We start from the raw sequence: 24,920 nt of genomic DNA on the forward strand, positions 1-24,920 counted from the left end.
CTAAGAATTTTGTCAAGTGACGCAATCTATGGAGGACAACTGTAATGTACAACGCTGACACACATTTCAAAAACTTATATGATACTGTCCCGCGGAAATACGAATTCCGAGAAACCACACGGGAAGGGCTGTTAGCATGGCAAGCCAATTTTCGTCCAGAGTTACGAGAAATCCTCGGCTTGGATAACATGGAATCCGATCTGGAAGGATACGTCCCGAAAGCGGAACAACTCGAAGTCTTGGATATGGATAGCCACTTCCGCGAAAGTTGGTATCTGTGGGTAGAGCCGACGGTGCCGTTGCCGTTTTATCTGCTTCGTCCGAAAACAGTCGAAGGCAAAGTGCCGCTAATCCTCGCACCGCACGGGCATAACCATCCGCATATTTATGCTGGTATTGCACATACGGAAACAGAGGAAGAACACATGCTGGAAGGTGAGCGCGACATCGCACGGCAGGCAGCCGTAGAGGAAGGCTACATCGCTATTGCACCGACAACGCGGGCATTCGGTGAAACGCGCACTGACGCGGATAAACAGTCGAACAATACGCACTCCTGCCGACATCAGTTGGTTCATAGTATACTCGTCGGGCGGACCCCGATCGGTGAGCGGGTGTGGGACATGTCACGCCTCATAGATTGGGCGATACAGGACTTACCGATAGATGCCGAACGTATTGCGATTACCGGTAATTCTGGCGGTGGGACGGTTTCGCTTTTTGCTGCAGCGTGTGAAACGCGCATCGCGGTTGCGGTGCCGAGTTGCTATTTCTGTACGTTTGAAGGGAGCATCGGCATGATCCGACACTGCGAATGCAACTATGTGCCGGGAGTCATGCGGCTTGGAGAGATGTACGATGTCGCAGGCTTAATCGCACCGCGTCCGTTTTGCGCAATCGCAGGACGAGATGACGGAATTTTCCCGATAGATCACGTCGAGCTGGCTTATGAGCGATTGAAAACTATCTACATGGTAGCAGGCGTTGGAGACAGGTGTGAACTTTTTATCGGTGAAGGCGGACACCGTTACTATAAAGCGGGCGCATGGCCCTTCGTACGACGATATTTTGGGGCATAAAAAATTAGCGTCAGCCTTTTTTGATTGCCCACAACGTTTTCAAGATGATTTTAATATCCAAGGCGAGCGACCAGTTCTCGATATAGTATCGGTCATAGCTGACCCGATCCTCAAGAGAGGTATTACCACGTAAACCGTTGACTTGTGCCCAGCCGGTCATACCAGATTTAACGCGCTGCCGAGCGAGGTAGTGTGGGATTGATTCACTGAAAGTATCAATCAATCCGGACATCTCAGGACGGGGTCCAACGAGACTCATATCACCTTTGAGAACGTTGAAAAACTGAGGTAGTTCGTCCAAACTCCAGCGTCTGAGAAACTTTCCAAGTGAGGTTTGCCGCGAATCATCACTTTTTGCCCAGACATGCCCAACGTCTTCTTCAGCATCGGCACGCATGGAACGGAATTTGTAGATGCGGAACGGCTTTCCCGCTCTGCCGATGCGTTCCTGCCGGAAAATCGCTTTGCCGGGTGAGGTCAGGCGGATGACAACCCCAATTGTTAGCATGAGCGGACTTAAAACGAGCAATGCGAACCCGCTAAAAACGATGTCTATAAGACGTTTGACGATACCGCGCACACCTTGCATCGGTGTCTCGCGTAATTGTAGCACAGGTATGCCATCAAAAAAGGTTATGGTCTCCCTACCGTCCCTGATAAATTCGGAGAGTTCGGGCAGTAGGTTGATTTGAACTGGCATGCCTTCGCATGCGTGGAGAATTTGCAATATCGTATCATTCGACACCGTGGGTGATACGATAAAGAGTGTATCAAGCCGATGCGTCCGTATGAGTTCGAGTATCTCCTGACTTTTTCCAAGATATGGCGCGTCCGAATCATCAGCATCTACCGTTGCATTGATTACACCCACAAACTCGTAACCACTGTTCGTCTGAGCGTTTAAAACATCAATAAACCTTTCGACGCGGGTATCATAGTTTCCGATGACTGCCAGTCGATTTACACCGACACCTTGGGCATGGATCGCCTGTCGGAAACGGTAAAGGACGAGTCGTCCGAGAAACAACCAGACGAGGCTGAAACCGGTAGCGAGGAGCATCACCCAGCGCGAGTAGGCATCGTGATGATAGATAAAAAAGAGCGCAGCTAACGTGGCAATGAGTGCGATGATGGCGGCTTTGCAGAGTGCCCAGAACGCTGAAAGTGTCGCGTTACTCTCCGGACGATAAAGCTTTAAAGCCTTCAATGTCATTAACCAGACAATCACCATCAACGGGATGAGGCGGAAATAGTCGTCAAGGGGAGGGGTGCCACCTTTGTGAAACGCGAGGACTTCAGGTGTCCACCCTGATTCAAATCGGAGCCAATACGCTACAACAATTGCGGTGGCAACGAAGCAGAGATCGAATAAAACTGTGAGCGCGATAAGCAAATGGTCGAGCGTTTTGTTGTTCATTGCTTGGCGTAAGATATGACTTACAAGCCCATATTGGAATATGGGTGTGTTCAATTTGCCTCTTGTATTACGACTGATTTTGATTGTTAAAGACTGCTCTAAAGTATGAATGAAAACTTTACCAGCGACGCATCAGCAGCCATGTTAAGTATATCAAATCCTCACTGTGCTTTCAAATTAAAAGAGTGAAGAAAACGTCCACTATAAGCATAACTTGGCGGTTAAAGCGGTTGAAAATTTTGGTGATAAATTGTGCGCAATGTGCTATGCTATCACAATAGATTTCTGTATCGCAAGTTTCGACGGGGCAAAATCGGAGGAGGGACACAATGGCGAATCAACTCAAAGTCGGAATCGTTGGAGCGCACCGCGGCAGCTCTTACGTAGCACCTTTTAAAGCAATAGCAGAAACCGATCTGACGGCAGTCTGTGACATCAATGAAGAGACGCTTCAAAGTGCTTCAGAACGCTTTGATATCCCACAACAGTTTACAGATTATACAGCAATGCTGGACGCAGTGGATCTTGTTGTGCTTGCTACACCGGAGAATCTACACGTGCCACAGTCGATCGAAGCGTTAGAAGCCGGAAAACACGTCATCAGCGAAGTAACCGCTGCCGTCAACTTAGAGGAATGCTACGACTTAGTTCGGGCGGTTCGGAAGGCATCTGCGAAGTACACAATGGCTGAAAACACGTGTTACTCCAAGCCAAACGTGCTCATCCGCAGCATGGTGGAGGCGGGCATGTTCGGCGATGTCTATTTTGGAGAGGGTGAGTATCTCCACAACATTAAGTCGCTCCATCACGATGCAGAGGGTAATCCGACATGGCGCTACTACTGGCAGGTCGGCATTAATCGGTGCAACTACGCGACGCATAGTCTCGGTCCGGTGCTTCAGTGGTTTGGTAGTCGTGTCGCGAGTGTTTGTTGCCTTGGGACTGGCACTAACACCGATCCCGAACACGCGATGGAAGATACCGTGATGATGCTTTGCAAAACAGATTGTGGTGGGCTTATTAAGATTCGGATTGATATGCTCTCGAACCGACCGGCGAATTCGTATTTCAGTTTGCAGGGAACAAAAGGGTGTTATGAGGGTTCACGTGGGTTGGGTGCGGCACCGAAACTCTGGCTGAGTGAATTCGGAGTGACCGAACAGTGGAGACCGCTCTCCCAATTTGAAGACCTTCTGCCTGAACGGTGGAAAAATCCGCCTGCTGAGGCTGAGAATGCTGGCGACCTCGGTGAGTATTTCAAGGTCCGGGATTTTGTCGATAGCATCCTCACGGATACAAACCCACCGCTGGATGTCTATACGGCGATGGATTTTACGGTGCCGGGTCTGGTTTCGGAGCAATCCATTGCGAACGGTGGCGCACCGATGGAAGTTCCAGACTTCAGGGAAATTGAATAACAGATTAGATTCAGGAACAACCTGCTCTATTCTTCTTCTTCTACAGGAGAGAAAACAAGCCCACAGCTACTGCAGCGGTATCCACTTTCTGGCTTCGATTCCACAACAGGGAAAAGCATTCCGCAACAGATCGGACAAGGCTCGTCAATTTCCATTTCGGCTTGTTCTATTTCACCAGAGCGGTTTTCAAATTCAACGATCACGGGTGTCCTCCTCTTGATCAGCAACCGCAACGCGCGTATAGATGTCCCGCAAGGATATCTTGCAGCCGATTGAAATGAGTGACATCACATCTTCGGGAGCGCAAAATTCTGTGCGCTTCCAGTGTTGATCTTGTCGCCGATAATGTTCAACGCAGAATCTGTACTGTGAGACAAGAATGTAGTCTTGCAGCGACGTAAGTTGCTGATAGTGTTCAAATTTCTCTCCTCGGTCGTATGCTGCAGTGGAAGGAGAAAGCACCTCTACGATAACAATCGAGTTCAGAAGTGTGTCGTAAACATCATCTTCAAAGCGGGGTTCACCGCAGGCAACAACGACATCTGGATAGAAGTAGGCTACTGGACTCGGTTGCACGCGCATATCGCTGGAATGGACTTCACAATCTGATCCCACTAATTGGTTGTAAAGTGTATTGGATATATCGCCTGTGATAAGACTATGGACGCGGCTTGCCCCAGACATTGCAAATATCTGCCCGTTGAGGTACTCACTTTTGTGCAGTGCCTTTCGTTCTTGAGTAATGTATTCCTCAGGGGTAAAGAGGGTTTGTGCCGGAAGAGATGCCATGCGTATTGCCTTGAATAGAAGTAATGTTAACAACATGATACCGCATTTTTAGGCAAAAGTCAATCTTTTTGTCTATGCTGTTCAGGACGATTTAATATCTCGGTAGGGTTGGATCGATTTCTGCTGCCCACTGGTCAATCCCGCCGATAAGGTTCTTTGCATCCGTAAGCCCATTTTGTTGCAGATAAGCGACAGCATAGAGACTACGTTGTCCATGATGGCAGTAAACAACAATTTCCTGGTCCTGTGGCAGACTATCTATGTGGTTCGGCAGCGTGTTGAGCGGTATCAACCGCGCGCCTTCAAGATGCACAATGTCGTATTCGCTCTGCTCACGGACATCCAACAATAAGACAGATTCGTTCGCGTCGAGTCTCTGTTTCAATTCTTGTGGTGAGATTTCAGGAAGTGATGGCGTTGTCTGCATTGTTTAGTTTTCTTCCTCCGTTTGAATAAGTGGTAAAGGCGCGCATTCTGGACAAGGACATGTCTCACGCAGGACTTCAAATGGATAGATGCCGGTAGCGTGTCCATCATTCCAACTGAATTGGAGTGCGTAGCGACCAACTAACTGGACATCGAGGGGTTGGATATCGTCCGAGACCTCAATCAGTGTTACGTCTCCGTCGCCTTGCGGTGCAAAAAGAGAATGGACATCCCGACCTTTATGCCGGATGATGGCGCATTCGGCACACGGACACATTTGTCGGAGATAGGTGTATGGATACCAACTGACATGCCCGTCTTTCCATTCAATTTGGAAGGCGGTGTCATGTTTCTTGAGGAGTTTTGGACTTTTTTCAACTATTGTCATGGCACTGATGGTTTATACCAAATTGAGAGGATCTGAAAATATGAAAAAAAATAGTGTGTAAGTGTCAAACACAAAATTTGATGCAAGTGCTATAGGAAAACTTATAGTATTTTCAAAAGAACACTGATTCTTTGTAAAACAGCATCTACAGTCTCCGTATGTAAGGAACAAATATACTCTGCGTTTCTTGCTCGCCAATCCATAGTCCGAATCTGATCTGGAAGAATAAACCCGTTTACTTCTAACCCTTCAGGAATCGCAATTGCAAATGGATTTCTCTGTTGTCTTGTACTACTTCGAGTAATTGGACAGAGTACAACCAAACTGGTTTTATCGTTAAAATCTTTGGTAGTTAAAACAACAGCAGGGCGACGACCAGCTTGTTCATGTCCAGCTTGAGGATTGAAGTCAATCCACACCACATCTCCGCGTAGTGGAACGTTTGTTAATCCTACCATACCTCATTACCGACCGGCGGGTCAGTGTCTATCTCATCATGTGAACTGTTTTCTTTCACCTGGTCTAGTAGATCTTTCAGTGTATAGTCGGGGCGTTTCAACGGATAACTCCCTTTTTCCGTTCGCGGGGGACCAAATGGAGCAGCTTTTGCTTTATTGCTATTTGCGTTATCCTCCGATATTTGTGCCAATAGGTCCTCTAACGTATAGTCCGGACGTTTTATAGAATCGCTCCCTTTTTCGTTACGAGGCGGTCCAAACTCACTTACTTTTTTTTCTGCTGGTGCCTGATCTGTCTGTTCACGGTTAATGAACTGTTGATAACCGAGGAATGCTATCACGATCAGACATTCAGTGAAAGTAAACGTTTTTTTTGACATAATATTCTCCTTATATGTGTGCCTACAAAGCACATCTATTGGAGATTGGCTGATAACCTACTTAAAAGATACCGAGTTCGTCCCTTGCGTCTTCAGTCATCATTTCGGGGGTCCAACGCGGGTTCCACACTACATTAACATTGACTTCGTCAACGCCGTCGAGTTGCTGTGTAACGTGCTGGGTGCCGTTGACAATCTGTCCACCAGCAGGACACCCTGGACTCGTTAAGGTCATGGTAATATCCACAGTCGTGTCGTTGATATCCACGCCGTAGATAAGCCCCATATCAACGATGTTGATGCCAATTTCCGGGTCAATAATTTCTTTAATAGATTCCAATACAGATTCTTCTGTTACCATTCTGATTTCCTCCTATAAGACAAATAACCAATCAGTCAACACTAATCAAAATATCATCATCCTCAATTTTGACGGTGTAGCATTCAATGGCTTCGACAGCAGGCATACAGAGCGGCTCGCCGGTTTTGACGCAAAAACGTGCGCCGTGCCGTGGACATTCTATCTCGCCGCCGTTGAGAAAACCTTCAGCTAAGGGACCGCCATCATGCGTGCAAACGTCCTCCATTGCGTAGAATTCACCCTCAATATTGAAAAGTAGCACGGGGACGAAATCCACTTCAACCAAGTGTTTCGTGCCGGGGGGTACTTCACTCACTTTCGCAACTTTATAGAATTCTGGCATTACGTTCCTTCCAAATTTCTTCGTGGGTATAAAACTTTAACTTCTCGGATTCTTTACGTTCAAGAATATCCTCCATATCCTCATAAAGTGGAGATTCTTTATCAAGATGGAAAATCCCGAGTTCTTGTGCGGCGAACTCCACCAATTCTTCACGCACTACCTTCCGAATGAGACTTTCTAACTGCTGAACACTAAGTGTGACTTTAGTTTCCGGTGTTGCTGTTACATTGTTCGTCATTGTGTTGCACCTCTTTATTCATCTTCCTCGCCGGGCCAACTTGTGATGCCATAAGCACCGGCTTTGAGAACCTTGAGAGCCAATAACGCACATTTGACACGAACAGGACCCAAGGGAATGCCGATCATATCCAAAATGTCATCTCGCGAGAGTTTTTTGACTTCCTCAAGGCTTTTGCCTTCAATCTCCTCAGTCAACATAGAGGCAGCCGCGAGACTAATCGTACAACCGTGACCAGAAAAACGCACCGCTGTAATCGTGTCGTCTTCAATAAGTAGGTCAATGCGAATCTGGTCACCACAAAGTGGATTGTCTTCTTCGTGCGAAATATCAGGATTCGGCAACGTCCCATAGTTGCTCGGATTTTCGTAGTGGTCAAGCAGCTCTTCCTGATATATGTTCATTTTCTTCTCCGAGTCATAAGTTTTTGTGTTCTACACAACCCTTCATATAAGCGATCCACGTCCTTGATTGTGTTGTAAAGATAAAAACTGGCACGGACGGTGGCGATAACGTCCAACCGCTTCATGAGGGGTTGTGCACAGTGGTGTCCTGCACGGATAGCAACACCGTGCGTATCTAAAATGCCAGCGATATCATGCGGATGGATGCCGTCCATATCAAAGGAGATAACGCCTGCTTTCTGATGCGGTGCAGAGGGTCCATAGAGCGTGATGCCTTCGATTTCTTGTAAGCGATTATGTGCGTATTTTAGGAGTTCTTGTTCGTGAACGTGAAGTGCTGCCAAATTTGCTTTTGTAATGTAGTCCACGGCGTGTCCAAGCCCTATCGCTTCGGCGATACTTGGGGTTCCCGCCTCAAATTTAGCAGGAAGTTCTGCATAACTCGATACGTCGCGTTCAACGCTCCGAATCATCGAACCACCGCCGAGGAACGGGGGCATATCTTCAAGGAGCTCTAATTTCCCGTATAACACGCCGATACCCGTCGGGCCACACATTTTATGTCCAGAGAACGCGAGGAAATCGCAGTCAAATTGTTGAACATCAACCGGAAAATGTGGTACCGATTGCGCTGCATCAACAACGACTTTTGCGCCAACAGCGTGCGCAGCTTCAATAACAGACTGGATCGGATTGATGGTCCCAAGTACATTAGAAACGTGCCCCATAGCGACAAGTTTCGTCTTTTCGGTGAGGACATCTTGGAGCTGCGTGAAATCAAGCAGCCCTTCATCGGTTATCTCAAGGAAACGGAGGACAGCACCCGTGCGCTGTGCAAGTAACTGCCACGGCACCAGATTGCTATGGTGTTCCATGACAGTGAGGACGATTTCATCGCCTTCTCGGATATTTTCAGTTCCCCAACTATAAGCGATGAGGTTAATAGATTCTGTTGTGTTTCGCGTGAAGATGATTTGGCGCGAGCGAGGCGCGTTAATCAGTTCTGCGACCTTCTCGCGTGCGCGTTCATATTGTTCTGTTGCCTCTTCTGAGATGCGATAGATACCGCGATGGATATTGGAACGATAGGTATCGTAATAGGCATCCATCGCCTCAACGACGGGACGTGGTGTCTGCGTTGACGCGGCATTATCAAGGAAAGCCAAAGGCGGTTCCGTTGCGAAGATCGGAAAATCTTTGCGGATGCTCTCCACATCAAGAGGACGAAAGTGCGCGGTGTGCATTATTATTTTACCCTCGCTGCTTGGAAATTTTTTGATAGTCGTTTTTAATTGCCGTAACAGCTTTCCCTTTTTGAACTGCTTCATAGTTCAGGTATCTGTCAAGACGCTCGGCACTTTTTTCACTGTCGATTTCGATCATGTCTAATTCGTATACCTTACGTTCCTTGTATTTTCCTTCTCCCGTTGCGTCAAAAAATCGCCATATCTGACCATCAGTGAGAATTGCGATTGGTACTCCTTCACCAAAAGCATATCCGAATAATTGTTCCTCTGCCCCTTCAAGATTGCCAACTTGTTTAACTTCAATAAAGACAAGAGGCTTTCCTGGTGGGTGACACAGCGCAAAGTCAACCCTCTGTCCCTCCACTGCATATTCAGGAATAATGATCTGAGGTGTGAATTTCGGCCATCCTAATGCCTCAAATAATCTTTGCACAATACTAAAAGAGATTGCAGCCTCGTTTGAAAACGCGCCTTGTTTTAACTGATTTCGTATATCATCAATGTGTTCCTTAAGTGTCACTTTAATACTATCTCTCTTTTCAACATTCTGTTGCACAACATGTTCCTGAAGAATCTGAACAATCTTAGGAGCAATTGGTCGCAGTTTTTCTTCTAATACGTCATCATCAATAGAAAGGAATATACCTTTGTCAACATCCAGTGGGAAAGCCTTATCTTGTTTTACGCCGTTTAGGGCATAGCGAACACGCACAAACGGGCTATATCTACGACCTTCCCGATAAGGTTCTTCCACACTCAAAAACTCAATTGAGTCAGTACTGGGGACACGCCCTTCCAAGTCTATAGTCTTGAATGTAAGTTCAAGTTTATTGACATTATCAACTATATGTTTCATGAAAGTACTCCTTGTTTATTGTGAGAAAGGCATATCAACAAAGACATCAAAACAGTTCACGACACAAGTTGCAGGAATAGTTCCATAGGCAAGAATTTCGGCATCTCGTAAGGCTCTGACTAATGTTTCCAACTCAAGGGACAAGTTAGGTGGACGAGGTGTCCCTTCACTTGATGGAGGCTGCTGCGAATGCTGCACCAAAAAATGTCCCATATTTCTTGGATTTACAACGCCTAACAGGAACTCTTGGGATCCGTCGTGCTGGTAAACGGGCCCAATAGTAGGTGGAGAAGGTAATGTTTGAGCAACTTCTTTAGCGGTATCCAACATCTTCGGGCCAGAAGGTAGTGGATCCTGAAACTCTATCTCATACACATAGGCTGGTTTGCTCGGTGTTGGAATCTCTGGACTACTTAATAGTGCATAGTCCCTAGCCACTGCATACGAGAGCGATAGCGAAATAAAAGGGCTGTTGTTAGTTCCTCTTGAAATATGCTGCATTAGACGGGTAGTTGTGGGTGCCATTTCCGGTGCTCTTGCTGTAAAACCAATCTCTGTCGGATTGTTGATGTGCCAGTAAGTATCAACACCCGCTCCCCGATAGAATATTGACATAAACCATCTTCAAGTGCATTCGCATTAGTAATGGCGAGGCATGAACGCCCCGCCTATAAAAGACCATTACCGGCTTGGGAAACCAATATTGACAGCAGAGGGACCATGGTCCTCACACGCCTGATCGGTTGGAACATCGGTTTCAGCATCGCTGGATTTGACAATCCCTTCCGAAACCAAGTAGTGTTCCACTTCATCGCCGCTGACATCAGCAAGTATTCTGTCGTCGATCTGGACGCACGGCTGATACGGCTGCCGCGTCTTCTGAACCATTTCACGATAGTTGTCTGCGTTGTTAATAATGTCTCTATCTTCATATTCCAAACCGTATTTGGCAAAGATAGCACGGACACCATTGCTCCACCCACAGACAGGCTTCATATAAGCGATAATCTTAGGTTGACTCATTTGAGTTGCTCCTTTTTTTATTCGTTATCGGTTATCGGTTAAAGAAAGTACCACCGATGTAAAAGATTCTCTTAACCGACAACCAGTAACTGACGACTGACAACTATTATTCAAGTTTACGCGTAACGGATGTACTCAGTTCTTCACGAACTGATTCCAACGGGATACGTTCCATGACGGGTTCAAAAAATCCGTCAACAATCAATTTTTCTGCTTGTGCGTAAGGCACACCACGACTCATTAGGTAAAAAACCTGCTCAGGATCAATCTTCCCAGCCGTTGCACCATGTGTACAACGCACTTCATGCGCCTGAATCTCTAATCCGGGCAAAGTATCAGCATGTGCACGTTCACTGAGCAGCAGATTATCGTTCTTCTGATACGCATCGGTATGGTTTGCCGATGGATAGACGTAAATGTTCCCGCCCCATGCGGTTTGTGCTCTATCTTTAAGGACGGTTCGATACAGTAGATCACTGGAGGTATGGGCTGAAACGTGTTCCTGTGCGGTGCTAACATCTAAGTGCTGGCGTGCATCCGTAAAAGCCAATCCCAACATTTGGGCGGTACACCCAGTCCCTTCCAAAACAACGGCTTGGTTCATTTTGCTCAACCTACCCCCGAAAGTGGCAGTCACCCAACAGAGATGTGCGTCTCTGGCAACCATAGCGCGGTGCGAAGCGAAACTCCAAACCTGCCGATTCCAACGTTGAACCTGCACGTAAGTTACATTCGCATTCTGTTCCGCAAAAATTTCAACTGCGCCACTATGTAAGCCATCAGTATCTGGATTGACAGATGAATTATCCTCTAAAATCACAACCTGACTCCCCTCTTCAGCAACGATGAGGGTATGGGACAAGTCAGCCTGCGCCGCTTCGGACATCTTGATATAAACCCGCAAGGGTACTTCAATTTTTGTGCCTTTAGGAACATGTAGCAGATAACCGCCTTGCCAAAATGCACCATGGAGTGCATCAAATTTATTATGTTGGGCAATATTTCCACTTTTTAATGTTGTCTCCAAGGTCACTGCCTTATTCATGAAGTAGCTGCGGAGGAGTTCTGGCTGTTCTTGAAGTGCAGTATGGAGATGCGCGAAGTATATTCCTTTTTCTTTCAGTTCTGCAGTTTCAGAGGCGTGTTGAAGTTGCCCATCAACTTGCACGAGTACACCGGCGGTTTCCTCATCGTTGTCGTCCAAAACTTCAGCGGATAGCCCACCGTTCGTTGGAACACTGGGTTGATATTTTTCGAGTGCGAAGCCGCGAAGATGTCGCCGAGTGCGCCGCCAATAATCTTGCGTGCGCATATCAACAGTGCGTCGCCATTCATCATCTTTGGTCGTATGCGGCATCGGTAGAGATTCGTAATGTGCGTAAGCCTCTAAACGTTTCTCACGCATCCACTTCGGTTCATCTGCTGCTATTTTTTGAAGAAATTCTTTTGAAAAGTCGCCTTTTTGCAATTTTTTTGATCCTTATTAATAGCCATCCGCTGTCGGCTGTCAGCCGTCAGTCTTAAGAGGTCTTCGTTTAAGAATACCCTCTTCCTGCTGAAAGCCGATAGCCGACTGCCGATTGCCACTTAACCCACTGAACCTTCCATCTGAAGTTGGATAAGACGGTTCATTTCAACGGCATATTCCATCGGAAGTTCCTTGACAAGCGGTTCAATAAACCCATTGACGATCATTGTGGAAGCTTCCTCTTCCGAAAGCCCGCGGCTCATCAGATAGAAGAGTTGCTCTTCTCCGATTTTGCTGACACGTGCCTCGTGCTCAATATTCGTATCGTTCTCTCCAATCTCAATAACGGGATAGGTGTCTGACCGAGAATCCTTGTCAAGAATGAGCGCATCACAAACGACGTGCGATTTGCACCCTTTCGCTCCCTTTGCGACATCAACCCATCCGCGATAACTGGAGCGACCTCCATCTTTACTGATACTCTTTGAGGTTATCTGCGAAGTAGTGTGTGGTGCGCAATGGTAGACTTTTGCTCCTGCGTCTTGATGTTGTCCCTTGCTGGCGAACGCAATAGAGAGAATATCGCCGCGCGCACCGGGTTCCATCATATAGACACTCGGATACTTCATGGTTAACTTACTGCCGAGGTTACCATCAACCCACTCCATCTGTGCGTCTTCGTAAGCAAATGCCCGCTTTGTGACCAGATTATATACATTGTTCGCCCAGTTCTGGATGGTCGTATAGCGGACTCGCGAACCTTTCATGCAAACAATCTCAACGACCGCACTGTGTAAGGATTCGCTGCTGAATGTCGGCGCGGTGCACCCCTCAACGTAATGTACCTGTGAACCTTCATCGGCGATGATGAGCGTGCGTTCAAATTGTCCCATATTCTCGCTATTAATGCGGAAATAGGCTTGCAGCGGGTACTCCACCTTTACACCGGGTGGCACATAAACGAAACTTCCACCGCTCCAGACCGCGCTGTTAAGGGCTGCGAACTGATTATCCGCAGACGGGATAATAGTACCGAAGTATTTCTTCACCAAGTCGGGGTACTCTTTAACAGCAGTATCAGTATCAAGGAAAACAACGCCGATTTTGTCCAATTCTTCGACAATGTTATGATAAACGACCTCTGAGTCGTATTGAGCACCGACACCCGCGAGGAATTTCCGTTCCGCTTCCGGGATACCGAGCCGATCGAATGTTTTCTTGATGTCGTCCGGTACATCGTCCCAACTCCGTTCACTCCGATCAGAGGCTTTGACATAATAATAGATGTCGTCAAAATCGAGCTGGGAGAGGTCTCCGCCCCATTTGGTCATCGGCTTCTGCTTGAAAATCTGGTAAGCATTGAGCCGATACTCGCGCATCCAGTCGGGTTCGCCTTTGATGTCGCACATCTGATTGATAACCTCTTCATCCAACCCCTTCCGGGACTTGAACGTAGGTTTAATATCGTCGTGGAACCCGTATTGGTACTCGTTACTAACACCGAGTTCTTCGATGGTGTTTCTTTCAGAATTTGCCATTTTACTCCTCCTATTACGTTAGCCGGGATGCCGTGGGCCACCGTCCCGAGTTACTCTTCGTCAATACCGTGTTTTTCGCGAATTGGATCGTAGCCTTCTGCTTCTAACATCTGTGCGAGTTCCCATCCACCGGATTCAACAATCTTACCATCAAGCAGAATATGCACGAATTCCGGACGGATGTAGTCCAGCAATCGCGGATAGTGTGTGATAATCAGGACTCCCAACTCCGGTCCAATCAATTGACTCACACTTTCACCTACGACTCGGATAGCATCGATATCCAGTCCTGAATCCGTTTCATCAAGGATCGCAATTTTGGGTTCAAGCATTGCGAGCTGTAAAATCTCGGCACGTTTCTTTTCACCACCGGAAAACCCATCATTGAGGTAGCGTCTGGCGAAAGAATCATCAACACCGAGCTGCTTCATTTTTTCGCGAAGTTCGCTACGAAATTCGCGCATCGGAATGAGTCCATCACTGCTGGAACCATTTCCTTCTTTGACGCGGACTGCACTCACGGCGAGTCGTAGAAAATTCGCTAAACTGACCCCAGGAATCGCTGTTGGATACTGAAAAGCGAGAAAAAGTCCGAGCTTCGCGCGTTCGTTCGGTTCTAATTCCAGAACATCAACGCCGCTAAAAACCACTTCTCCAGAATCAATATCGTAGAGCGGATGTCCCATTAAGCCATTGGCGAGGGTGCTTTTGCCGGACCCGTTTGGACCCATCAGCGCATGGATTTCACCCTGTTTGACAGTTAAATTTAATCCTTTGATAATTGGTTTTCCTTGCACACTGATATGCAAGTCTTTAATCATCAAGTCTTTGCTCATCCGTTGTTTTGAACTCCTTAATAATTTATAGATGCGATTTTGATATTATTTTTTAGGTTGTTAATATCGCGCCCACAGTGCGATTTTTTAAACGCATACGCTGTTCCAAAAAACGTTCTAACCTCCGATTCGCGACATATTTCTTTCCGGCTTAATGAAGTCCGCTGCATTAATTTTATGCCCTGCCTCTTTCTGCAAGACTGCATCGAGAATCAACTCTGTAATCACTTCATCTGGCGCGCCTTCGCGTAGCGGTGTTAGCAGGTCTGTTTCCGTCAATGAGAAGAGACAAGTACGAAACTTTCCGTCAGCCGTGAGGCGAACCCGGTTGCAATTTTCACAAAAAGGTTCACTCACAGAAGGGATGACACCCACTTCGTTTCCATTATCCGCGAAGCGATAACGCTGCGCAGTATCGCTCTTTGATTCACCGTTCAAGGTTACTGGTGCAAGTGGATAAACAGCGTTAATCTTTGCGATAATCTCTTTTCCGGGGATGTACATATTACGTCCCCACACGTCATCTCCATCAAGCGGCATGAATTCAATGAACCGAAGTTGATAGTCATTTTGGCGTGCAAAGGTTGCCAAATCGACGATCTCATCATCGGTAAAACCGCGCATTGCGACAGCATTAACTTTAATTGGGTTGAAACCACAATCGTGTGCTGTCTTAAGTCCTTCAAGCACGCGTGAAAGCACCTTCCGACGCGTCATCTGCTCGAACTTCTCTTCGTTGAGTGTATCCAAGCTGACATTAATACGACGGAGACCAGCATCGTAAAGGGCTTGTGCTTGGTTAATAAGCCCGATGCCATTTGTCGTCAAACTAATGTCTTTGAGTCCTTCCAACTGCGTCAACCGCGCTATGAGTGCAGGCACACCGGGACGGACAAGTGGTTCACCACCGGTAATACGGATTTTGTTAACACCCAAGGCAACGAAAATGCGGGCGAGATGCAGAATTTCATTATAGGTCATCACCGAGGAATCCGGCATGAAGGTCATATCTTCCGGCATACAATAGATACACCGAAAGTTACATACATCTGTAACGGAAATCCTGAGATTCGTATGGATCCGCCCAAAGCGGTCAAGCATTTGTTGTTTCATATCAATTTAGACTTAGACAAACTCAAATTTATTAATAGTATATCACATCAACATTCTTTTTGCAAGTTTTTTTATAGTAAAAACTATAAAAAAGATTTTCGGAGAAAGCGAGGAAAATTGCGTCGCACACCGACAAGGATTTTTCAATTGACATAGTTATAATTTTAATGTATCATATACTTACATTTCTAAGAACTGGAGGAAAAATCGATGAATGAAAAAGTGTTTGATGTAGGCGGCGTTGAACTTCATGTAGATCAACGCAATTTCGGATCAGACGGAGGTCCTTCTGTCCGTGTGTACGGCGAGGCAGATGGCGAAAATATTCAACTGCTTCGCTTCGACTGTTTTCGCGAGGATCCCCACTATCACTACGATCCCTCTGGAAAGAATGATCAGCGGTCCCTCGATAAAGCGAGCGTACCAGATTCGGTTGCTTGGACAATTGAACAACTGGGACAAAACCTCGTGGAGATGATTCATACAGCAGGTTACGCCAGCGTTGCTGAACAGGTTGACCAAGCGGCGGTCGCGCAAGTCCTGTCTGAAGTCGAATCCCTTATGCGGGATGATGCCTAATTTTATAAGTGCGCTTCAACGCACAAAGGAGAAAGTTAAGGTGACGAAATCTATTATTATAAGTATGTTCCTGCTCACACTGTTAATAGGCTTGAATGCTTTCGCGGGAACTCCAATAGAGTGGGGAAAGTGGAAGGAAGGGGAACTCCTCCTTGAAAACCACAGTTTTGAAGAGGATTTAGCCGCTTGGGGTTTAGAGGACGGTGCATGCTGCAACCGAGGCGGACTCTATACGATGGAAATCGATAAGAAAAATCCACAACACGGAAAACAGTCGCTCAAAGTTATCGGGCATAAAGCAACAGGTACTGCATGGCATGCGAAGGTTCGGCAAAAGGATGCCTCAATGAAATCTGGGGAGACGTACACTGTGATTTTTTGGGCGCGTTCCGAAAAGCCGCGTGAGGTGCAACTCAGCCTCCAGATGCAACACGATCCTTGGACTTTCTACCAAGGAGGTGCTATCAATTTAGTAGGTCCGGAATGGACGGAGTACCATATCACTTTCAATTCCACTGCAGATGTTGAAAGAGATATGTGGGTAGGGTTGGCAATCGCCCAATCCGATGTCGATTTTTGGATCGATAATTTCAGATACTTTGAAGGTGAGCCAGCAGACGATCTGAACCGTGACACCCCTTTCCTCGTTGATGCCAAAGAGAAGTTGGCGACCCAATGGAGCGCGATTAAGGCGGATCGGTTCTAAAACGCTCTTTTGATTTTATGAGGCGCGGTCTTTCGACCGCGCTGTTTTTTTTAGGACAGCGAACTGGACTGCGGAATTTTACCTTTACAGTGCCTCACTGTCTTTACAATTACTCGTAACAAAGTAGTTCATAATAAACTTTGGCATTATTGTGTGGTAAATCATTTATGAGTCTAGAATAAGAAAACGTTTCTACATCGGATTGGATTACGTGACTTCTAAGGGTCGAAAGGTTGGTTTTAAGTTTCTCCCACTTGTCATACAATTTCAAGCGGCGAAGTCCGGATGCTGAGCGATGATCAGGATTTTGGTATATGAAACACATTTTATGCTGATTGTATGCCCTCATAATCTGGATGAGGACATCAGATAAGTTATTAATGTCTAATGTCGGACTGGAGAAAAAATAGCAAAAATTAAATATAATCTGGGTCCTATCACCCTTTTCAATGTACCTGTCCAATAACCCGGTCAAATTATCGTAGGTGCGAATTAACGCAATTTTGTCAAAGAAAGGATCCCCGTACCTGTTGGGACCATATTTGTTAATTGCTGCCGCCTTATTAAGCATCGTTTGCGAACTATCAATTCCTAAATAAGCAATGTCGCGCTGTCCCGCAAAAGTTTGAAAGGCAATCCCTGAAGTGAGTGGACCACAACCGAAATCAATAAATACAATTTTATCCTCTTCGCACATCGGTGTGAGGCAATTCGTAAAAATGTGGTAAGAACCAAAAAGGTGTCTGGGCATGTGATGAACACAATAGATAGACACCTTGTCTTTCGGAAAATAATATTCATTAGATGATTTATCAAATGATACTTGATCAAAATCGCTCTGTCCTTGTCTCAGAATGCGCGCTATATCCTCCCAGTAGTATATTCTGTTATTTTTAATATCTGCTGCGAGTTTTGGTAGATCGTGTTCAAATGATTGGACTACCAGTTCCTCAAACAGATTCTTTAGACTCTCACCGGGCTTATACTGGTTATCGTGGGAGCGATATATGTAGGACAAACTTTAAGGATCCTTCTCTGGAGACTGCCTCATGTAGGATCACATGGCTGCCTCCATTTTTGGGGTGGTAGATCAAAAAGCTATATTGCTTTGCTAACGTTCAACATCAGTCATGTTAGCAAACTATCTTGTAGCGTAACGAGAGTATAGCAAGTAATGCTATTTTGGTCAATTCAATTTGGGATTTAGGCTGATAAGGAAGGGGAACCGGATGCGTTGAGATGCTACCGTACCTGAATCAGGTACGCGGCAACACTGAAAAAATGGAGATTTCGATCAAGCGATTGAAACTATAAATCGGCGACTAATTCTTCGTGGTAGGCAAAGAGTGCGGGGGTGCCGCCTGTGTGGAGAAAGATAACAGTTTCGTCGCGTCCGAATTTGCCCTGTTGGATATGGTCGATGAGGCACGCCATCGCCTTGGCGGTATAGACGGGGTCAAGGAAGATGCCTTCCGTTCTGGCAACGAGTTTGAGAGCATCAATACATTCCGGTGTGAGGTAGCCGTAAGCCTGTCCGATATAGTCATCTGTGTTCTGAATATCCGCGTCGGTGACTTGGGTATCTAATTCCAAAAGTTCGGCGGCATTGTTCGCAGCACTGCGTAGCCGATCAAATTTACCTTCCCAAACGATTGGAGCAATGCCAAATGGTTTCATCTTCAACCCAAGTGTTTTGGTGCCGAGGACAAGTCCTGCCTGTGTGCCGCCGACGGAAGCCGTATAAATCCAATCCGCCTCAATACCCAACTGCTGTTGCTGTTGTGCAATTTCAGCGATACACCACGTAAAAGCAACGGCGGCAAGTGCAGTCGAACGCGGTGCTGCGAGGACATACGGTTTCAGCCCTTGCGTCTTTAGTTTTTCCGCGAGTTCGTACTTCACCACATCTAACTCAGGTCCGAACGGGACATCAACAATCTCAATATCCGCGCCTGCAATATTATCTAAAAGCAGATTGCCCTGGATAATACTTTTGTGGTCCCGGGCGAGGCGCAAATAGCAGTTAAGTCCAAGTTTACCGGAGGCGGCAGCAGCTTGTCGACAGTGATTAGATTGCGAAGCCGCGCCCTGTATAATTGTATCGGCACCTTGTGCGACAGCGTCGCCGAGCGTAAAAGTAAGCTGCCGTACCTTGTTTCCACCAAATGCTAAACCTGAGCAATCCTCGCGCTTCATAAAGATGCGCGGTCCGCCGAGTACTTCGGAAAGTCGTGGGCACTCCTCAAGCGGCGTTGGGAAATAACCCAGGTCTACCTGCGGCATTTGTGCGACCTTCTGAATTAAGCCTTCACTCATCATTATTTCTTTTACTCCGCTTCAATGACAACAGCCATGTGGCTAACCCGTTTTCCGTCTTTGGACTGCAATCCCGGTGTGATGACTTCAACAATGGTTCCGGAGTCAAATTCACTAATGCACGCGCCTTTTACCTTATGATGATTCGGCGATACTTCTGTTTCTCCAACTTCAATTGGCATCACTTCAGAATCAACGAGATCTAAGAACCAGGTAATGCGTTCGGGCAACTCGTTCCCTTGCAGGCTCTTCGCGACCTCAACAAAAAGAAAATCGCGGACAAACTCAGTGAGGAACTTTTTAAAGATAAGCACCTCAATCTTTGCAGCATGTTTCTTCTCTTGCTCGGTTAGTTTCTTCTTGAAACGTTGGAGATAAGCATCACATTCACTCTGAATTTTCTCTAAATCTCTCTGGTTTGCAGCGAGGAGATCTGGGAACAGTGTTGGAGAAGGCGTAGAAATACCGCGCGTCTGCTTGAGGGTTTGTCTGAGACGCGTATTAATCTCATCAAGCGTTTGGACGAGTTGTTCTGTTTCAAGCGTAGCACGCCCGACTTCCTTCTGCCAAGCACCCACCTCATTTACCATGAGATTAAGGAGTAAAACAGCGGTTTCCTCTTCACAGAGCGTCCCTGGGTCCCAATCAACAAGATTGAGTCCATATCCCTCGTTGTAATCTCTCTCCAACTTAGCGAGTTGATCCTGAAATTCGTTCTGAATGGCTTCGCTTTTTTCTTGATAGTAAGCCTTGCCGCGTCTCCCACCAGTAGAAAGCCCCAATGCCTGGACGAACTGTCCTAAGATCCCTTTCTCTTTCCGTTTTGAAGCTGCACCCCGGGCAGTAGAGGAAGCGTTTTCTGCGTTCGCAATCGCTTGTGATTTCCGTCGTTCTGCAAGCGCACTTGCCGGAAGAGTTGGAACCGTGATCTTAAACTCTAAGTTAGTATTTACATTAGGCAACAGGGTTTTGACACTCTGAACCGCCGGGATTTTGGTAGTGACGCGCACTGGAATGGATTCATCCTTCGGTGCCTGTTCACTTTCCTGCGCAACTGGTAGTGCTACTTCTGGAAAAAGTGTTTCAGGAACATTCGGAACGACTTCTTCTTCTCGTTCGGTAGTAGGTGGGTCCAACACTTCCTCTGCCTGTTGTGTCGCTGCGATCCCCGGATCCTGAGTGGGATGATCATCATCGTCGCTGTGGTTCTCTGATAGAGATGTATCACGTATAGACCCAGGATCTTCTACCGGTTCCTCCGCTGGTGATGCAGCTTTGAGCACTTCTAATTCCGCTAATATTTTTTCAACACGCGCAGAAATAGGGTCTGTCTTATCAACAAAAAAAGTTAAGCGATATGCTTGGAGCACCTCCGTTGGAAGACGAAACGAGATAGGTGTGTTAATCAACTGAAACTGTTTCCAATTGGCAAGTCCACTCACGGCCAATTTCTGATACATTACACGCACTTGCCTTTCATCATTAGTCAGGTTCCGGACTCCCATAACGGTGTAGGTGCCATCAAAACTAAACGATATTTCAATATCTCTAAAACGACCTGTTACGCTGTTCCTGGACATGTTATCTTTCTCCTTGCAAATCTCTGATAAAAATTAAGACCGAACATAAATAGCTTGGACAATATCAGGTTAACTAACTCAACGTTTTTTGTCGATTTGCGTTACAAATTTTTTCCCTCTTCGGTTGTTTTCTGAATCAGAATTCAGGAGATGAGAGAGGTTCTTTGTTGCAGAAAAATTACACAAAGCAAGGATCGGAAATTCATCTTTGAATAAGCATCTTTCGGGTCGCATGGAAATCCCCAGCTTTAAGTGAATAAAAATATACGCCGCTCGCGACAGATTCACCTGCAGCATTACGCCCATTCCAATAGGCAGTGTGCGAACCGGCTTTGCGGTAGCCCAGTGTTTTAAAATAGATACGCCGCCCTTGAGCATCATAGATATGAAGTGACACGTTCACATCTGAGGCGAGTTGATAGGGAATCCATGTCTCTGGGTTAAATGGGTTCGGAAAATTTTGACTTAAACGGTTGACTAACGTAGATTTGACAGTAGTCGGTGTCCACTCAGATTGCGTAGGTTCTTCCACCGCAAGTGAGTAACCCTCTGGATGCACACGAAAAATACGGAGTTGATAGAGATCCGCCACATAGAGGGCTCCCCCTACCAACTGCAATTCAAACGGAAACCGGAGTTCACGAAAATGAGAGGTAGCTATCAACGTACGTGTGTCAATAACTTGGATGCTATCACTATCAAGCAGATAGAGATAGTTACCACTTACTTTTACATCAATTGGGAGGGCATCATTCTCGTATACGTCCTCCAACCTCGGATCATTTAGTTCAGCCACATCAAGCACAGCAACCCCGACAGCACTGTCCAGTAGATACGCACGTTCATCTGCGAACGCAACGCCCGTCGCGTTTCCTTGTGTCGCGTAACTTCCAATTAGGCGCGGGATTGTCGGTGCTGTAATGTCAAAGACATGCAGTCCTCCTTCAAGCGCAGCAACATAGGCGCGTGCAGGCGAATTCGCATCAACGACGACGCGATAGGCACTTCCCCGCATGTCGCGTCTGGATACAATTCTGCTCTGATGGGGAACCCGGCTATCAACCACAATTAGGGATTCTGCACAAAGGTAGGCGTACCCCTCGTGCAAAGCAATATCCGAAACGGATGCGGCTGTTGGAATATGTGCCACAACCGTATTTAAAGCGAGATTAACAACGAACATCCCCGTCTCGGCAGCAAGGAAACCGTGTCCATCTTGGACACGAACTTTGGCGCAGCTGACAGTATCAAGCCGATTGTCAGAAACGACACCCTTCGCAGACAATGACAGTTTTTTTGTTACAGTACCCTGATAAGGGGTCGTAAATTCGATGGTCTTCAACCCATCAGTGCCGTTTGCGATATAGACAGTGCGTTCTCCGTCTGTTGTTTCGGCAACATCAAGTCCATAAACCGTGCCACCAGATGCATATCGGTGCAACCACTTTGGTGATTCTGCTTCGCTAACATCAATTGTTTGGATACCACCCTTTCCATCAGCGACATACGCGAGTGTTCCTTCAAGGACCACATCAGTTGCCTTACCAAACGTAGGCTGTGTGGAAGTTCGCCGCGGTTGTTGTGGGTTACGTACATTGATAATATGGAGCCCAGTCTGTTGGTCTGTAAGATAGACGGTGTCGTCATGAAACTGAATACCTGTTGCAAGCCCCGGCGTATTTAGGCGGAAATCCTCTTCAGGGTTTTGATCATCCGTAATATCCACAACAATGAGGTTACCTGAAGCGACATAGGCGTGTGCCGCATTTCTCGTCTTTTCAATCTCATAGGCAGCGGCTAAAATTGGCACAATGCTACGCACGACAAAATTGCCGAATGGGCTTGGATGAAGAATAAAAAGCCCGTGTCTATCGTCACTGAAGTAAACAACATCGTCATGAATCGTCACATTAAGCGGTCTACCAGCAGTCCGAAAAAAACGCCGAGGTTGTGGTATCCGAGCGTTATGGACATCCCGCAAATTGAATACAAGCATTCCGCGCGCATTGTCAAGCACATACAGTTTGTCGTCAGCAACTCGAACCCTATGCGCATTCGTGAACCCACCAAGCGTCTTTAGAACGCTCGGATTGGTCGGCACGGAAGTATCAATAATCTGCACACCTGCAGCGCTGTCAGCGACATAAGCGGTATCGCCCTCAACAGCGACAGATCGCGCACGACCCGGTGTGGCGATCTCACCCGTTCGTACAGGTTGCGTCGGTTCTGTCAACGTGAAGATTTCAAGTCCCCAGTCACTCGCTGCATAAAGATATGCCGCATTAGGCCCCCCAATTTCAACATCGGTGTAATCGCTTGCGAGATGAATTTGCGTCACCGGTTCAAGCTGCGTTCCGGGTGTAAGATTCACACGCGAGATACTGGGTTGGGTAAGATTACCGAGGGCGTAAGTGATAGCATCAGGCACAGTATCTGACATACGTTGGCGTGGCGCGCCTATTACCGCTTCAACATTATTGGCGGCAGGTACATCCGCGATATAACGGAGTATCTGCGGGGTATCTGCCGTTACCATTAGGACAATTTCGCCATTACGCTGGAGTCCATCTCGCCGAATATGTCCCCTGTTTTTCGTGTCAAACGGAACGGGTGTAACAGCGGGGCGTCCGTTGGTCGGCAAGTAAAGGGTTGTCGCGTAGAGGTTTCCCGAACCGCTCCCAATCACCGATATGTCCAAAGTCTCTGGCAGATTTTCAAATACAATATAGTATGCACTCCACTGGTCAATAGGAATATTGTTCGCCGCGCTTGGGTAGTTGAAGATGCGCGGCACTACGGCACTCACCTTTCGGTCACGCAGGTCAGAATAGCCGAGTCGTCTGTTTTGTGCCTGCGTGTTCACCCAATTCGCGAGTCCCCAATTCAGAAAGACCTCAGGAAATTGGACATTCTTCCCGTCGCCTGCCAAGGCAGCATTGATCGCGTGTTCACCCAGTGCATCCGTCTCTATGATTCCACGGATAAGTTCCGGTCCACCATACTGCTCATAGAGATAGAGCATGAGCATGAAAGTCCCGCCGTAATAGGTATCTCTCGTGTTCGCATAAGCAAGCGAAACACTGGGGTTCGCCAGATAGCCATCAACAAAAATATTGTGTACGGTGCCGTAAACCGCCCATTCAACGAAACTCGCCGTGCCTTCCTCTAACCACCGTTGATCAGTTGTTCCACCGTTCTGAAACCAATTGATGAGATGTGCAAATTCATGTGCCAGACTACTATAAAAAGTATGTCGAGAACGTTCTCTGAACTGGAAAACATCCATATAGAGCATCTCGCGCCGGTTGCTATTCGGTGCTGTCGGCACCTGATCAGCGGGCGCGAAATAACCGCCATAGTCCGCTCCAGAGTTGTTCATACCGACATCGTGCATCAACAAGGTGATTCGGTTATCTCTGTCGAGTCCGGGTTTCCATTCAGTTCCCATCCATTTCCGAACGCCCGGGTAGATACGTGTATCAAATTCCCTTGCTACAGCAACTGCGTCGGCATCTGTGAACAATTCTCGCACAGAATTATCAACATAGACATAGAGATGTTCACTCTTAGCGATACAGGTGGCTGTTACCTCTGTCTCTGGAATGTGAATAAAGAACCGTTCTACCTGTCCGATTTGAACGGGTGCAGCAGGCGCAGCAGGAACCTCTTCAGAGGGGTGTTCGTTGATATGTGCTTGATGCAGGAGGGGTGTCCCGCACAACCACGGATCCGCGAACACAAAGGCGTTGGTGAGAAAGAGGGTAAGATTGATGAATACTAAGAGTCGCATGAGATATAATCATTAAAGGTTTTTTATTTTGTATAAACGATAGGTTTTTGGATCTTTTACTGCTCAACCTAACCTAAATTGAAAATCTTTTTCAAACTCACGTTAGTTAATTGAGGGTGTTTCATAAATCATTAATATTCTATCGAAAGACAGTTTTAATGTGTGTG

At 46.8% G+C, this 24,920-nt stretch carries 27 protein-coding genes; 4 read left to right on the plus strand and 23 right to left on the minus strand.

All coding sequences use genetic code 11. The features are described from left to right. The first annotated feature begins 44 nt into the window (after positions 1–44). On the plus strand, positions 45–1,079 hold the full coding sequence (locus OXH39_03955; GenBank protein MCY3549590.1) for an acetylxylan esterase: 1,035 nt from the start codon (positions 45–47) through the stop codon (positions 1,077–1,079). A 10-nt stretch (positions 1,080–1,089) separates the two neighbouring features. Here OXH39_03955 and OXH39_03960 read toward each other — a convergent pair whose 3' ends face one another. Continuing rightward, entirely contained in the window at positions 1,090–2,550 is a 1,461-nt protein-coding gene (locus tag OXH39_03960) for an undecaprenyl-phosphate glucose phosphotransferase (protein ID MCY3549591.1), read from the minus strand. Positions 2,551–2,825: 275 nt separating this feature from the next. On the opposite strand from OXH39_03960, the gene OXH39_03965 reads away from it, so the two are divergent. Beyond that, positions 2,826–3,914, plus strand: a complete 1,089-nt coding sequence (locus tag OXH39_03965) for a Gfo/Idh/MocA family oxidoreductase (protein MCY3549592.1) — start codon at positions 2,826–2,828, stop codon at positions 3,912–3,914. 26 nt (positions 3,915–3,940) lie between these two features. Here the strand turns inward: OXH39_03965 and OXH39_03970 are convergent, their stop codons facing one another. The 18 genes from OXH39_03970 to moaA all read right to left on the minus strand — a co-directional run bounded on the left by OXH39_03970 (position 3,941) and on the right by moaA (position 15,770). Continuing rightward, complete coding sequence (locus OXH39_03970) at positions 3,941–4,117, minus strand: hypothetical protein (protein MCY3549593.1); 177 nt, start codon at positions 4,115–4,117, stop codon at positions 3,941–3,943. Then, complete coding sequence (locus OXH39_03975; GenBank protein MCY3549594.1) at positions 4,107–4,703, minus strand: Uma2 family endonuclease; 597 nt, start codon at positions 4,701–4,703, stop codon at positions 4,107–4,109. The genes OXH39_03970 and OXH39_03975 overlap by 11 nt, the downstream gene beginning before the upstream one ends. Positions 4,704–4,794: 91 nt before the next feature. After that, on the minus strand, positions 4,795–5,130 hold the full coding sequence (locus OXH39_03980) for a rhodanese-like domain-containing protein (GenBank protein ID MCY3549595.1): 336 nt from the start codon (positions 5,128–5,130) through the stop codon (positions 4,795–4,797). 3 nt (positions 5,131–5,133) lie between these two features. Further along, positions 5,134–5,517, minus strand: coding sequence for a DUF971 domain-containing protein (locus OXH39_03985; GenBank protein MCY3549596.1), 384 nt, complete (start codon positions 5,515–5,517; stop codon positions 5,134–5,136). A 101-nt stretch (positions 5,518–5,618) separates the two neighbouring features. Beyond that, positions 5,619–5,975: a type II toxin-antitoxin system PemK/MazF family toxin gene (locus tag OXH39_03990; protein ID MCY3549597.1), complete on the minus strand. Its 357-nt coding sequence runs from the start codon at positions 5,973–5,975 to the stop codon at positions 5,619–5,621. Further along, on the minus strand, positions 5,969–6,355 hold the full coding sequence (locus tag OXH39_03995; GenBank protein ID MCY3549598.1) for a hypothetical protein: 387 nt from the start codon (positions 6,353–6,355) through the stop codon (positions 5,969–5,971). Before OXH39_03995 ends, OXH39_03990 begins: the two co-directional genes overlap by 7 nt. A 61-nt stretch (positions 6,356–6,416) precedes the next feature. Further along, on the minus strand, positions 6,417–6,716 hold the full coding sequence (locus OXH39_04000) for a metal-sulfur cluster assembly factor (protein MCY3549599.1): 300 nt from the start codon (positions 6,714–6,716) through the stop codon (positions 6,417–6,419). 31 nt (positions 6,717–6,747) lie between these two features. Next, entirely contained in the window at positions 6,748–7,059 is a 312-nt protein-coding gene (locus OXH39_04005) for a non-heme iron oxygenase ferredoxin subunit (GenBank protein MCY3549600.1), read from the minus strand. Next, positions 7,043–7,297 carry a hypothetical protein gene (locus tag OXH39_04010; protein MCY3549601.1) on the minus strand — a complete coding sequence of 85 codons (255 nt, stop codon included), beginning with the start codon at positions 7,295–7,297 and terminating at the stop codon, positions 7,043–7,045. Before OXH39_04010 ends, OXH39_04005 begins: the two co-directional genes overlap by 17 nt. A gap of 14 nt (positions 7,298–7,311) precedes the next feature. After that, positions 7,312–7,701, minus strand: a complete 390-nt coding sequence (locus tag OXH39_04015) for an SUF system NifU family Fe-S cluster assembly protein (GenBank protein ID MCY3549602.1) — start codon at positions 7,699–7,701, stop codon at positions 7,312–7,314. Beyond that, positions 7,698–8,945, minus strand: a complete 1,248-nt coding sequence (locus OXH39_04020; protein MCY3549603.1) for a cysteine desulfurase — start codon at positions 8,943–8,945, stop codon at positions 7,698–7,700. The genes OXH39_04015 and OXH39_04020 overlap by 4 nt, the downstream gene beginning before the upstream one ends. 7 nt (positions 8,946–8,952) lie before the next feature. Next, positions 8,953–9,804, minus strand: coding sequence for a type I restriction endonuclease (locus OXH39_04025; GenBank protein ID MCY3549604.1), 852 nt, complete (start codon positions 9,802–9,804; stop codon positions 8,953–8,955). A 15-nt stretch (positions 9,805–9,819) separates the two neighbouring features. Beyond that, positions 9,820–10,419 (minus strand): hypothetical protein, encoded by a 600-nt coding sequence (locus tag OXH39_04030; protein MCY3549605.1) that lies wholly within the window; start codon positions 10,417–10,419, stop codon positions 9,820–9,822. A gap of 66 nt (positions 10,420–10,485) precedes the next feature. Further along, a complete protein-coding gene (locus OXH39_04035; protein ID MCY3549606.1) occupies positions 10,486–10,827 on the minus strand; it encodes a glutaredoxin in 342 nt (113 codons plus the stop codon). A 106-nt stretch (positions 10,828–10,933) separates the two neighbouring features. Next, a complete protein-coding gene (gene sufD, locus OXH39_04040; protein ID MCY3549607.1) occupies positions 10,934–12,295 on the minus strand; it encodes a Fe-S cluster assembly protein SufD in 1,362 nt (453 codons plus the stop codon). A gap of 119 nt (positions 12,296–12,414) precedes the next feature. Beyond that, positions 12,415–13,833 carry a Fe-S cluster assembly protein SufB gene (gene sufB, locus OXH39_04045; protein ID MCY3549608.1) on the minus strand — a complete coding sequence of 473 codons (1,419 nt, stop codon included), beginning with the start codon at positions 13,831–13,833 and terminating at the stop codon, positions 12,415–12,417. Positions 13,834–13,883: 50 nt separating this feature from the next. Next, entirely contained in the window at positions 13,884–14,669 is a 786-nt protein-coding gene (gene sufC, locus OXH39_04050; protein MCY3549609.1) for a Fe-S cluster assembly ATPase SufC, read from the minus strand. Positions 14,670–14,786: 117 nt separating this feature from the next. Then, positions 14,787–15,770 carry a GTP 3',8-cyclase MoaA gene (gene moaA / locus OXH39_04055; GenBank protein MCY3549610.1) on the minus strand — a complete coding sequence of 328 codons (984 nt, stop codon included), beginning with the start codon at positions 15,768–15,770 and terminating at the stop codon, positions 14,787–14,789. 222 nt (positions 15,771–15,992) lie between these two features. On the opposite strand from moaA, the gene OXH39_04060 reads away from it, so the two are divergent. Both OXH39_04060 and OXH39_04065 read left to right on the plus strand, forming a co-directional pair. Further along, positions 15,993–16,361, plus strand: coding sequence for a hypothetical protein (locus OXH39_04060; protein ID MCY3549611.1), 369 nt, complete (start codon positions 15,993–15,995; stop codon positions 16,359–16,361). A gap of 40 nt (positions 16,362–16,401) precedes the next feature. Next, entirely contained in the window at positions 16,402–17,067 is a 666-nt protein-coding gene (locus OXH39_04065) for a carbohydrate binding domain-containing protein (GenBank protein MCY3549612.1), read from the plus strand. 109 nt (positions 17,068–17,176) lie between these two features. Here the strand turns inward: OXH39_04065 and OXH39_04070 are convergent, their stop codons facing one another. The 4 genes from OXH39_04070 to OXH39_04085 form a co-directional block, all read right to left on the minus strand. Beyond that, positions 17,177–18,085: a hypothetical protein gene (locus tag OXH39_04070; protein MCY3549613.1), complete on the minus strand. Its 909-nt coding sequence runs from the start codon at positions 18,083–18,085 to the stop codon at positions 17,177–17,179. Between the two features lie 290 nt (positions 18,086–18,375). Beyond that, complete coding sequence (locus tag OXH39_04075; protein MCY3549614.1) at positions 18,376–19,386, minus strand: D-cysteine desulfhydrase family protein; 1,011 nt, start codon at positions 19,384–19,386, stop codon at positions 18,376–18,378. An 8-nt stretch (positions 19,387–19,394) separates the two neighbouring features. Further along, complete coding sequence (locus OXH39_04080; GenBank protein ID MCY3549615.1) at positions 19,395–20,963, minus strand: hypothetical protein; 1,569 nt, start codon at positions 20,961–20,963, stop codon at positions 19,395–19,397. A gap of 202 nt (positions 20,964–21,165) precedes the next feature. Continuing rightward, positions 21,166–24,753 (minus strand): T9SS type A sorting domain-containing protein, encoded by a 3,588-nt coding sequence (locus tag OXH39_04085; protein MCY3549616.1) that lies wholly within the window; start codon positions 24,751–24,753, stop codon positions 21,166–21,168. Between the last annotated feature and the right edge of the window lie 167 nt (positions 24,754–24,920).

Source organism: Candidatus Poribacteria bacterium (genome assembly GCA_026702755.1).
In the GTDB taxonomy this organism is placed as follows: Bacteria; Poribacteria; WGA-4E; order WGA-4E; family WGA-3G; genus WGA-3G.